We start from the raw sequence: 12,946 nt of genomic DNA, 5'->3' as shown, positions 1-12,946 counted from the left end.
CAAAATGTCCTAATCTTAATGGATAAAATTAATCATTAAATTTTAAACCCTTTAAAAGATTTCTCCGGCGTAAACTGTTTAATATTTCTCTATAATAACATTGTTTAGACCAAATTGAAAATGTCACTTTATCCTTAGAAATGTGTGCCGCCGGAAGTACACGGGAGAGGGGCCGGTCTAAGACCGGCCCCTCTGGTTAGTTTATCATAGTTTTCCAAATAAAGGAGTGTTGATAAAATAGTTTGTAAAAAACTGATATTATTAATCAAATTAGTTGCTACCATTTATTGCATTAATGATTGCATTAACATCGGCGATAGATGCACGGTGCTCTACATTTGTTGTAGAAGAAGATACATCGGCTGCTAAACGATCACGGGTAGAAAGCTGTTCCTGTGAATAGTATCCACCAGCTGAATTCTGTGTAAGCATCTGATATACAGTATTCGCATCTGCTATATTTGTTACGCCATCACCATTTACATCACCTGCAGAAACATTAATTGTATTATCTGTTCTATTTCCGTTAATAGATGAAATCATACCTATCTGATCATCACTTAAAGTATTAACTGATGTTGGTATAAGTGTATAGAATACCGGACTATCATCAATCTGATACGCCGAATCATCTGTATACTTCATAACTACGCCATTATATGTATATACCTCATCTACACTTAAGCTATCAGCTTTTACTCTAAGAAGTCTGTATCCTGTATATGCATATTTGTATTCTTCAACTACATAGCTAAAGTCAACTGTCCACTGAGCTGTAAGAGTTACATTACCATATTTTCCTGTAAGAGAATATGCTGAATTATATGTTGAATCTTCTGCCCAGTTTCCGCCTGCTGTTGTAACCTTCCAATTGTCGAAGGTATGGTTAGTCTTACCACTTGCTGCAGGTAATGTACTTGTTGATTCTATAGTATATGTCATCTGAGCTATTGCAGTACCACCATTAGTATCGAATGTGATTGTGTACTGTATTGGTGTATATACCGGATATACATTTTTATTACCAAGATCTGTTAAATCATAACTGCTCCATGCTCCGTTATATCCGTTTTTACCCGGAACTGTTGGTGCTTCAATAGTCGGATTTGCAATTGTATATGTTCTTGTTTCAATAACCTGCTTATCTTGTGCGTTCTCAGGTTTATCATAGAATTTTACTTCATATGTAATTATATTCCATGTAGCAGTATATGATCTATCACCCATTGATCCTGATGGTATTGTAACAGATGTACTTGCTTCATTTAATCCTGTTCCTGTCCATCCTGCAAATGTATAACCTGTTTTTGTAGGATTATTCAGTGTTATTGCATTGGATTCGATATTGTATGATGTTGGATTACCTGATACGGTCGCATCTGTAAGACCATCATATGATATTGTATAATTTATAACTGCCCACTGAGCTGTAAGAGTTACATTACCATAATTACCATTTAAGGCATATGTTATTCCTAAATCATCATTTGCTACCCAGTTTCCTGCTGCGGTTGTAACCTTCCAACCGTTAAATGTGTAACCATCTTTACTTGTAGTTGGCAAAGTATTTGTACTGTTAATTGTATAAGTCATAGCAGAAACTGCGCTTCCACCATTTGAATTAAATGTAACTGTATAATTTGTAGGTGTCCACTGAGCTGTAAGAGTAACATCACCGTATTTTCCTGTTACTATATCTGTAGCCGAAAGCACAGTATTCTCTTCCCAGTTTCCTCCTGCGGTTGTAACTTTCCAACCTGTAAATGAGTAACCATTTCTGCTTGTTGATCCAAGAGCACTTGTTGATTCAATATTATAAGTTAAATTTGATATATCATCTCCACCATTCTCATCAAAAGTAACTGTGTATGATATCGGTGACCAATTTGCGGTATATTCTCTATCTCCTGTACTTCCTGATGGTATTGTTACAGATGTACTAGCTTCACTTAATCCTGTTCCTGTCCAACCTGTAAATGTATAACCATTTCTTGTAGGATTTGTAAGTGAAATTGCAGGTGATGTAACAGAATATGTTGTTGGATTAGATCCTGCATCTGAACCACCACCTAAATTATAAGTGATTTGATAAGCATCAACTGACCAAACTGCGTATAAATCAATAACTGCATTATTTGTAGTTGAAAGATTTGATACGGAAGCCTTATCACTATAATTTATCGCACTATCATCTGCCGGATTCTCTGATGTGCTCCATCCTTTGAATGTTTTTCCACTATTAGTGAATTCATTCTGACTAAGTTCTTTAGATTCACCATATGCGAATACCTGATTATCCATATTTCCGGTACCACCATTTGAATTAAATCTAATAGAATAACTTATTGGAGTCCATTTAGCATAAAACTCCTTTGGACCTGTAGAAGTATTGCTTATTGCTGATACTGGAGATCCATCAAATCCGGAATTCTCATACCATCCGGCGAATATATAACCTGTCTTACTTATATTTGAACTTGTAGGAAGATTTACTTCTGTACCATATGTATATGATGCAGGTGCTGTGTAATTACTACTAAATACACCAGCATTTTCGTGATAAGTAATATCGTAACTATTTGCAGTAAACTTTGCATAAATTGTTACGTTTGATGTAATTTCATCATTAGCAAAATCCCAGAATGTATTACATGTATCCTCTTTATACCATCCGTTAAATGTATATCCATTAAGACTTGGATCTGATGGCGGTGCTGTTACCTTACTGTGAACAGATAAACCTGTTTGTGTCGGCGGCATATTCTGTACACCTGAATAGTTACCTGCTACTGCAAATGATGCAGATAAATTACTTTTATATGCAAATTTTGGAGCAAAATATGTAGTATCATTAATCAACAGGTTTGTCATATCCTCTTTGCTGATAATACTACCGGTATTTGCACCAGGGAATTCACGACCACCAACTACATCTCCGACATCCGACTGGCCACTTACCGGTACCCAACCTAAGAATTCGAAATCTGATTGATAACCCCATCTTGCATTATCACCAATGGTATTCAATACAGCTTCATCTGAAGGTATGTCAGCTAAACTTATATGATCATTGTAAGGTACAGATATACTACTACCAATACTACCACCCCATGCACCCAAGAACGTAACTTCCTGATTGCTGTATGGCCACCTTGCATAAAGTGTAATATCACTATTTGTTGAATAAACATTGCTACCACCTACTGTATACACTGTACCTCCATACTCAGATGTAGCCCATCCTCCGAAATACTGCTTTGGACTGTGAGTTGGTATAGGATTAACATTAAATACTGTATTATCGTTTAAATTAGTAGAAATTGTATAGTTATGTCCATGCCGTTTTATTCCTGTTCCTATTGTAACATAAGAGTCATCGTTAAGACCCTTATCAACATATGTTACTGTATACGTTTTATGAAATGTTCCCGGATTCGTTGATGGCAAAGGATAGTGGCTGTTATCATCATTTGCCACAGCTATATTTGCTCTAGTATCTCCGACGCCGACAATAGAAATACTGTAAGTATCTCCATCTATGATATCATTTGATAAAGTAGCATTTATAGTACCGAGAACAACGCTTTCTCCAGCCGATAATGTTAGTTCTGTATTAGAATATGACTGATCATTATTCTGCTTACCGATTTTTCTGACATGAAGCGTTGATCCATTCATTACAGGAACTGCATCGACCTGAGCGGCATTTGTGTAACCGGTAATTGACACATTTGAAGAACCGGTTGCGTAAAAATCAAAAGCCTGAAGAGTCTTTTCTGAACCTGTATTATTTCTAAGACTGACCGTTGCAGCTATTGTTCCGCCGATCTCATTAGATCCGGTTGTAATACTAACAATCAATTCGTAATCCAGGTCATTTCCGTCAGCCAAGACTACATTTGGCATCATGTAAAGACACATTACAAATGTCATTACAATGCTTAGAATTCTTCTAAACTTACGACTCATAATCTCACCTCCTAAATAATATGTCTTAAAATTTCTTAAGATTTAATCATTTGTATCATCAACTAAATACATATTGATTATACTTGTTGTAGCGTTACACAAACGTTACTTTTCGACATATTTATTAAGGCATAATTAATAAATTCATAATATTTATCAGAATTAATTTTGTGCATTATTTTAGGAAATATTTCTTGACAGAAATCATATATCACTGAAGTGAAGTTTCGCGTTGGTATATTCAGCCCAGCTATACTGTTTCATATATTCTCCATGATATGAATTAACTGCATTTACATCTCCACCGAGCATTCTGTAATAATCACAATCAATCATATCACGCTTTATGGCGATCATCCTTTTCTCTCGAATAAGAATTCCTTCCATCTTGATATTTCCAAGAGTTGTTCGAAGATCACTTATAAGAACTCGGATATGACTTTTAGCAACCTTATCATCTTTCACGTCTTCCCACAAGGCTGTTATAAGTTCTTCACTTGTGCACGCCGCACCCTCCCGATCAACAAGATATGCCAGAAGTTCCTTGGTCTGATTTCTTTTAAAGATCAGTGGCTTGCCCTGCCAGAATACATCAAAATATCCAAAACATTTTATCCTGAGTTTTGATTCAGGTTCAGGTACATTCACCGGAATATCCAGCAGCTTTAATTCCTCCTTAACCCTTTCCGGATCAACAGGTTTAAGGATGTATCCATTTATATGCAGACGAAATGCTTCGACAGCATATTGCGAATGACTTGTTACAAAAATGATCCTCGCATCCGGCACCACATTTTTAATCTTGATAGCAAGCTCTATCCCGCTCATTACAGGCATCTCAATATCAGTGAATACCACATCCGGTTTCCTTTTCTCTTCTTTAATAGAATGGATCACTTCGGATATTTTTGAAAACGCACATATTTCCGCATCAGGACGTGCCTCTTCAATAGCCGCATTAAGCGACCTGAGCATCTTAGGTTCGTCGTCTATGGCAAAAATCAGCATAAGCCTTCCCCCTCCCTCTTTGGAATAATGATACTGACATCGGTTCCTTCTCCCGGCGTTGATTCAATGATCATCTCAGCATTGCAAACCGCTTTCAGTCTATCCCGAACATTTTGAATACCTATATGTTCCCGGCCGTCATTTTTCGGCTTTATATTGTCCGGATCAAATCCGACACCGTCGTCGGAAACTTTTATCTCATAACGATCATCAAATTCTCTTGTTGAAATGATAACCGTACCAACATCCTTCTCCGAACCACGAACACCATGCCGGACTGCATTTTCAACTATAGGCTGCAGCGACAAGGTAGATATGCCGAAGTCACTGCAAGTTATATCATACTTGATTTGAAGCGCATCCTCGAATCTGATCTGCTCCAACGCAAGATAGGCCTTTGTATGTTCAAGCTCACTCTTAAAAGAAATGATATCCTGCCTCATCATAGTTTCCATATTGCCCTGCAGATATCTGGCAAACTGGTCTACCGCCACCCTTGCCTCCTTCGAATCACACAGCTCCTTTATCGCACCAAGGGAATTGATCATGAAATGTGGATTAATCTGACTCAGCATAAGTTTCGTCCTTTGCTGATTCCTTAGTTTCTCCTCATATTCATGGGCAAACTTAAGATGCAGCCATACATAGTAGAACAAGGTACAACTTACTACAGTTATTGTAAGGAATGTCAGCCTGTTATCCTCAGTCACGACAAAGGAATCCATTATTATGGCAATGATTATTAAAAATGTATTGATGATAGGAATAAACATCATAATTCCGCGGGTGAATCTCCATTCAAAAAGAGAAATGGCCATAAGATAAAGTATCAATATCACACAAGTGATATGAGATGTAAAACCTAAAGGCCCACGAATGAAATGATTATCCTTTGATATAGAAAAAGCGATTGGCGAGAATAATGCCGTCATATAAATGATGATATTCAGATCGACCAAAAGCCAAAATAAATGATATTTCTTCTGTGGATTTACTATATAGAAAAATAAAACTATGATGACAGGTCTTATACTATATCCAAAGATTGATTCAATAGTCCTTAGATAAATTATTGACCGAGACGTTGATAAATAATATGAAAGCAGATTATCAAATATCAGACAAATAACAAGAATAGTGATTATCATCATTATCCTTTTTTGTTTTTTCATGATATATGGATCGGCAATCACGACGAAGATCAGAATGAACACCTGTAAGAAAACAGGCACAAGGGAGTAAGATATTAATGATTTAAGTATATAATCCAACATCCATATCCCTCCCCCTATGACAAAAAATCTACGACATACCAAGGTAGGAATATCGTAAATTCCGAAAAAAATGCAACCCCAAAAACATCAAAAAAGAACCAACGATAAAAATGCATCCCCATACATTTTCATCACTGTAAAACTAACCCCATACACATATTATTATAATATAAAAATCCCATTCTTTCAAATAGGATAATGGTCACATATCCTACTTTTTTTCCTCTCTGTCAGAAGATTTATCAGTAGCAAAAGAGCCGCTGCAGAGATAATTGTCATATGAATCTCATCAGCATCGATACCTAAGATTCCTCGCATTTTATCACTGCTTATACTGATGCTGACAGCATAACTGTAAAATACCAAATGCGGTATCACTTGTATAAGTATTTTCACAGGTTCTATCTTAGGATGTTTTCCGAAGCCATTTAAACGCTTATTATCATTGGCTTCATCAAGCATAATCTCATAGATATAGACCATCTGAAGTATAAAGAAACAAAGCTCCAGAACCGGCGCCTTGTAGATAGCATTCGGATACAAAAGAAACCATCCGTTCTTACTTGACAGATAAACGTAAACATTTCCGATTGCACCAAAGATAAGATATCTAAGCCATACCATTCTGACCTTCATAAGATTTCTCGCAGTCAGTTCCCGGTCCGTCATCGGCAGCATATGTTCCATCTCAGAACTGTGTACATATCCGATGGAAATGGCTGATGCGATGATCATTATGAGCCACTGAAAACACCCTGAGAGGATCACAAGGATAATAAATATAATCCTTGCGATCCATAACTTGGGATGATATTTGAATAGTATTATTTCTCTTCTCAGATAATCATTCACTGTCGCTATCCCTTCCAAAAAACTCTGCTGTGCTGACATTTCCCGTTCGCTTCAGTAAGATCATGTCGTCCGTAAGAATAGTCAATTGGACTGCCGATCTGGATGAAAAAATAACCGAACCTTCCCCGGAATCTGCCAGAGACCTTATCGTATCATAGAAGAAAAATCTAAAATCACTATCTATATAATAATAAGGTTCATCCAGGAGAAGCAACTTTGTCGGATGACTAAGTGAAAAAGCCATCTGCAACTTCATTATCTGTCCTCCGGTAAGCTGAGCTCCCGCCGACTTAAGAGGAAGGTCAAACTCCTCAAGATACTTCAGGTACTTATCCATATCGAAATCGTTATAATAATATCCGTAGGTTTCGCCCACTTCAGCAGGCGTCATACTATTATCAAACGGATTATCCAGAAGAACGAATCCAATACCACTGCGGTATTCCTTTGGGTCATCTTTAAAGTTATGACCGTCCATCCATAAATCACCGGCATCATTAGCATTTTGATCTATGCCATAACTTCCGAGTATGGTTTTGATCAGCGTTGTCTTTCCGAATCCATCTTTCCCGAGAAGTCCCACAATTCTTCCCTTAGGAAATGAAAAACTTACATCTTTCAGACAGAAATCACCCTTATGCTTTGTTAATCCATCACATTTAAAAAGTTCCATTTAACCCCACCTCCTGTTTTTGCTATTTTTGATTCATAAGTACTACCTCTAATAAATAATCTTCTCTTTTTTCCTGCGGAAGAGAAAAATATTGATAAATAAAAAGCTGTTCCTGTATCTCTCTAACACTTTTGACTCCGCAATTACGAATTGATCTGAGTTCCGAACCGGAAGCAATGGAATCGACTACCTGGCCGATGGTTATAAGTCCGGCTCTCATAAGTACATTATATGATCTCATGCTAAGCTCCAATGCCTCAATCGAAGTATTCCTCATAGCACTTGTCATATACATAAAATATTTAAACTTGCCGCCTTTTTTCTCGTGCAATCTCACGCCTTCAATGCGGTTCATTATCTCTATCGCTGTCTGACTCTGAATTAGGCTCATTTCTTATACCTCCGTATACATCCTTGATGACCTCTTTCACAGCATGACAATGAATCTCTTCTATATCCATATCACACTTTTTTTGGATCATCTTCACAAGATACTTGAGGTTTGCAATCTGATCAGACACTGCCACCGCGTGAATATGATTCGCCTTGGTGGTTTTATAGATTTGCCGGATATATGCTGTCCTGTTAAGAAGGTATTTAAGCACTTCATCCTGCCTGCCCGGAACCGTAACAATATCTATCAATACCGTAATTTCATCACTCCGGTCAATATAAGTATTGTACCTGCGAATTATCTTCTCATTTTCCAGTTTTTGCACTCGTTTCTTTGCAGCAACACGCGACATTCCGATGGCATCTCCCAGTTCCTGATAACTCATCCTGGCATTACCCTTAAGCAAATCCAAAATTTTCTCGTCTGTCTTATCCAAAACCTCACTCCTTATCAGCGTCGACTCTGATTGTCTGAATTATACCTTCGGACAATCTTCATTTCAATAGATTGGGTTTCGTTTCGTAACCTATCTTATGATCTCTACTATTTCTCCAATGTACATATCATGTGATGCCTGACCTTCGTACATAGCCTTCGCAATATCAGCAGGCATATTGGATTCTTCAAGCTTCTGTTTAAATAACTTCTTACAAACAAGAGTTACTTCCGCCTCTTTAAATGACATAGATTCACCGGTCTTTACAGGTGTAAGTCCGGACTCCTTCATCTTATCTATATCACGACCTGATTTTGAGCCAAGAACCCCAAGAGTCTTTTTACATTCCTCCGGGTAGAAGCTGACTGTGAAGAATTCATTCGCGTCCATGAAGTCATGTGTATATCTTGAAGTTCTCACATATACTGTTGCTACCGGTTTATTCCAAATAGTTCCAAGACCTCCCCAGCTGATCGTCATAGTATTGAAGCTGTCCTCCTTTCCGGCTGTAAGAAGAGCCCATTTCTTATCAAATACACTTAAAATATCTGTTGTAAATTCCATTTCTTATTCCTCCGTGAAAATGTTTATATATATTATCTTTATTAAATTATATTACTCATAATAAATAATATTACTCATAACAAATTATACTATCTGTATTCAGCAACCCTCATTTTTAACAACCCGGTACCGGTAGCACTAATCACAGATTAAAATAAGCAGTGCTTCAGCATACTGCACTGCTTATATAAAACCACTTTGCCAAGAAAATAATTCTCCGTCAAATTTCTGTCAACATTACATCCCCTCTAATCCGGGAGGATAATACCGCCGAAATACTCCGGATCACCATAACTATGTCCTCGCGTGTCATTGATGTTTTTGAGATCATTTATATCGCACATCACAACAGCGAACTTCATAGTCTTCGTATTATTCTTTATCTCTTCTTCTGATTTTCTTTCTCGACATATTCCTTCTCGATATTTTCAAGGCAACAAATGACGTGCCTCTTATCTTTGCAAAGAATGATAACATGTCGCATATGGATTATATTTCCGTCTGAAGCTGAAGATACTTACCCCATAATGTCATTCACCCAATCAGTATAAACACATAAATACTTTCTATAATTTTATCATATAAATAACCAGTCATACAATCATATTTATTTATATCCACTCAACTATTCCGGTTTCGATATCATATACCGCCCCGACCACATCAAGCTCGTCCGCTTCAATCTCGGGATGATCGTGAAATGCATTCTTTATCACATTTACGCCATGCTTCACATTCAGCACTGTAGCCCTGTAATCATCCTTCTCGTCGCCTATAGCTTCCGTTATGTCTTCAATGATGTACTTGATGTACCTGTCGGTCGTTCCGTGACTATGCTGAGCGGCACTTATGGCACCGCACTTCGTGTGACCAAGCATGACGATCAGGTTCGCATCAAGATGTGAAAACGCATACTCAATACTTCCAAGCTGGTGATTATCAAGCACATTTCCGGCAACTCGGATCACGAACAGTTCACCTATTCCCGCCGAAAATATAGCGTCGGGAATAACTCTCGAATCAGAGCAGGTGATCACGATTGCATAAGGATGCTGCCCTTCCTCTGCGGTCTTCTTCCTGATAGCTAATGAAACATCCCCTTCATTCTTACCGGTTTGAAGGAACAACTCATTTCCTGATTTAAGTTTTTCGATTATCTTTTGATTTTCTGGGTTCATGGTAAATACTCCAATAATGTTTTATTTTTCTCCCTGTAAATTTCTTGCTCACCAGCTCCTGCATCTTCTCATTTACGCCGTCCGTGCAATGATTATGACAATAGTCCGTTGATTATTTTATTTTTACCAAAAAGATTTTTTTGTTTTTCTTCTCAATAACTCTACGATAATCTAAATCAAGTTTATTATCATATTCACTTACATCTAAATCATCCTTATTTATTATTTCCGAAGCATTTACAGCATCATTACCTGTAGCAATTGCTTCGGTATTTTTATTCACATCTATTTCTTTATATAACCTCGAAACTATGTAAGTATCATCATTTTTATATATTATCGGATATATATACACTTCTTGTTCATTCAGCGTATATACATTTTTTTCATTAATCGTATCAAAATTTTTTTCATCTGATTCTTGCTCATCATGATCGTTATCTGCCACTTCAATGATACAATAATATGACTTTTTATTTTCACATTTCATTTTCGCGTAAATTGGTGCACCCAATAAAATAACAACATATAATATGAAAATAACAGGTATCAAAATTTTCATATTCTGCGAAAATGTGAACTCATTCTGGATTCCATTCTTTATATAATTTCTATAAATATATATCATATATATAGATAAAGTATTCACTACAATTCCCATAAGAAATGCGGCTATACCCCACCATAATTTGTTCTCGAATTCGCCGTACGATATACCAAACATTATTAATAATTCTAAAATTATCAGAAAGCCTCGAAAAAAACGTAATTTTACAACCGACAGAGCCATTATATAATTAAAAATAATCAGTACAACTGCACCAAAAATTGCAATGACAATATCATTAAATATATTTGTTATATCGTTATTCACAAAAGAACCATCAAGTTTATAATATTCAAAAACACCCTTTTTATATGAATAAGGCACCAACTTCAACATAAAGAAAATAAACGGTGCGAAAAATAATATAAGTTTCTGGGTATAGTCAAACATTTCTTTCCAACTAGTATTCTTTACTTCTTTGGATTCATCTGCTTTTTCAGTATTATCACCTTTTTTACTAGGATTAATATCAAATAATATTTTTAAAATATCTAAAAACTTGATCCATTGCTTAAAGTAATTAAACCTACTTTCCCTATCAAGAATTTCTTTAGTATATGCCTCCGCTTTATCTTCGTTAGGCATTTTACATTTCAATTCCTGTTCTAACTTTTCTTTTGACCCACAAATTAATTTTCTGTTATCAATTTTGAATTCGTCTTTATCCACAACAGCAAAATAGAGTTTATACTTATCAGTTATACCTTTTTCGGTCTCATTTTGATTTTTCTTAAATTCATACTTCCCGCAAATATGCTTGTTCTTTACCTTTATTTTTGAGGATGGAAAAACAATATACTCATCGTCTTTCTTATCATTTTTTAAACATAAAACTTCCTCTTCTTGTTTGTTCCCCAGTAAAATATATGCTTTTTTCATACGCTTTTCAGTCTTCCTTTTATGCCAAAATTTAGTTACAGTGGCAGCCACTCAAGCACCTTCTTGATCTGGCTGTCCCAGAAGTCCCAGTCGTGTCCGGCGTCCTCTTCATCCCAAGTTACCTCGGCGCCATTTGCACGGAGATAATCTCTGAAATCTGTGTTCGTCTTCATCAGGTCATCCTGCGTTCCACAGGACATGTAGAACCTAGGAATACTCCTTCCACTTTCGAACATTTCGCGAGCTGCAACAAGCGGATTGAGATTTGTCTTCGATGCTTCTTCCAGATTATCGAATAATCCAAGATTTGCATCTTCCGACGTATCGTCAAATATATGAATCGCTGACGACAGTCCTACAACATGACTGAAGTTATCGGAATACACGATACCATTTCTAAGTGCGCCGTAGCCTCCCATCGAAAGCCCTGCGATAAATGTATCCTCTCTCTTCGAGGAAAGGGGAAACATTTTTCTTGTAATCTCCAAAAGTTCCTCTCCTATGAATGTTTCATAATCATTCCAAGGAGTTCTGGATCTGAAATAAAATGAATTATCTCCCGAAGGCATTACCACTGCCAGATTCTTCTCCTCCGCCCATTTCTGAATACGTGTCTGACTAACCCAATCGGTGTAATTCCCAAGAAGCCCATGCAGCAGGTACAGAGTCTTGTACCTTGTATCTTCCTTCGACAAATATTTATTGTTGTCCGCATCGAACTTGTCCACAGGCAAGATCACATTGAGCGGTACGATTCGAAATAATGATTTCGACATGTAATTAACTTGTAATAAAGCCATGACTAACCTCCCAGTTAAAATATATTAGGCGTTTGTGAAACACCACAACCCGCATAAATACGGAATTTTATAATCATTCTATCAATACGTCAAATTTTGTATCACCACAGATTTTTCTCTACATCACCCTTAAGATATAGATTACCATTTACACCATGTTTCAAAACAGGAAGTTGCTCGCGCTTAACTATATAGGATATATTTTGACGTGTACATCGTGAACTACTCGGCAATTGAATTGCCAAAGCATCTGATTTGCGGAGCTTTCGCTCCGTAGATTCAGGGTGCGTCCATGACACCAATACTGCTTTT

At 36.8% G+C, this 12,946-nt stretch carries 12 protein-coding genes; all 12 read right to left on the bottom strand.

The genetic code is table 11. The annotated features are described in order from the left end of the window. Positions 1-270: 270 nt before the first annotated feature. Positions 271-3,969, bottom strand: coding sequence for an InlB B-repeat-containing protein (locus B5D25_RS11570; RefSeq protein WP_078788128.1), 3,699 nt, complete (start codon positions 3,967-3,969; stop codon positions 271-273). Between the two features lie 204 nt (positions 3,970-4,173). Then, the gene (locus B5D25_RS11565; protein WP_078788127.1) at positions 4,174-4,977 is read right to left on the bottom strand and encodes a response regulator; all 804 of its coding nucleotides are present in this window, start codon (positions 4,975-4,977) and stop codon (positions 4,174-4,176) included. Further along, positions 4,971-6,251: a sensor histidine kinase gene (locus B5D25_RS11560; RefSeq protein WP_078788126.1), complete on the bottom strand. Its 1,281-nt coding sequence runs from the start codon at positions 6,249-6,251 to the stop codon at positions 4,971-4,973. Before B5D25_RS11560 ends, B5D25_RS11565 begins: the two co-directional genes overlap by 7 nt. A gap of 186 nt (positions 6,252-6,437) precedes the next feature. Beyond that, positions 6,438-7,121, bottom strand: a complete 684-nt coding sequence (locus B5D25_RS11555; RefSeq protein WP_143000680.1) for a hypothetical protein — start codon at positions 7,119-7,121, stop codon at positions 6,438-6,440. Next, positions 7,096-7,776, bottom strand: coding sequence for an ATP-binding cassette domain-containing protein (locus B5D25_RS11550; protein ID WP_078788124.1), 681 nt, complete (start codon positions 7,774-7,776; stop codon positions 7,096-7,098). Before B5D25_RS11550 ends, B5D25_RS11555 begins: the two co-directional genes overlap by 26 nt. 22 nt (positions 7,777-7,798) lie before the next feature. Then, positions 7,799-8,167: a DNA-directed RNA polymerase subunit alpha C-terminal domain-containing protein gene (locus B5D25_RS11545; protein ID WP_078788123.1), complete on the bottom strand. Its 369-nt coding sequence runs from the start codon at positions 8,165-8,167 to the stop codon at positions 7,799-7,801. Further along, positions 8,118-8,606 (bottom strand): Lrp/AsnC family transcriptional regulator, encoded by a 489-nt coding sequence (locus B5D25_RS11540; RefSeq protein WP_159444167.1) that lies wholly within the window; start codon positions 8,604-8,606, stop codon positions 8,118-8,120. Before B5D25_RS11540 ends, B5D25_RS11545 begins: the two co-directional genes overlap by 50 nt. Positions 8,607-8,696: 90 nt before the next feature. Then, positions 8,697-9,170: a flavin reductase gene (locus B5D25_RS11535; RefSeq protein WP_078788121.1), complete on the bottom strand. Its 474-nt coding sequence runs from the start codon at positions 9,168-9,170 to the stop codon at positions 8,697-8,699. Positions 9,171-9,418: 248 nt separating this feature from the next. Next, positions 9,419-9,553, bottom strand: a complete 135-nt coding sequence (locus tag B5D25_RS13200; protein WP_341465082.1) for a diguanylate cyclase domain-containing protein — start codon at positions 9,551-9,553, stop codon at positions 9,419-9,421. Between the two features lie 228 nt (positions 9,554-9,781). Continuing rightward, positions 9,782-10,348 (bottom strand): carbonic anhydrase, encoded by a 567-nt coding sequence (locus B5D25_RS11525; RefSeq protein ID WP_078788119.1) that lies wholly within the window; start codon positions 10,346-10,348, stop codon positions 9,782-9,784. Positions 10,349-10,460: 112 nt separating this feature from the next. After that, positions 10,461-11,885: an MFS transporter gene (locus B5D25_RS11520; protein WP_078788118.1), complete on the bottom strand. Its 1,425-nt coding sequence runs from the start codon at positions 11,883-11,885 to the stop codon at positions 10,461-10,463. Further along, complete coding sequence (locus tag B5D25_RS11515; RefSeq protein WP_078788117.1) at positions 11,870-12,634, bottom strand: alpha/beta hydrolase; 765 nt, start codon at positions 12,632-12,634, stop codon at positions 11,870-11,872. The genes B5D25_RS11520 and B5D25_RS11515 overlap by 16 nt, the downstream gene beginning before the upstream one ends. Positions 12,635-12,946: the final 312 nt, after the last annotated feature.

Origin of the sequence: Eubacterium ruminantium, assembly GCF_900167085.1 — a bacterium.
GTDB classification, from domain to species: Bacteria; Bacillota; Clostridia; order Lachnospirales; family Lachnospiraceae; genus Eubacterium_Q; species Eubacterium_Q ruminantium.
The sequence above is the reverse complement of the archived record's forward strand: the minus strand, read 5'-3'. Positions and strand labels throughout refer to the sequence as shown.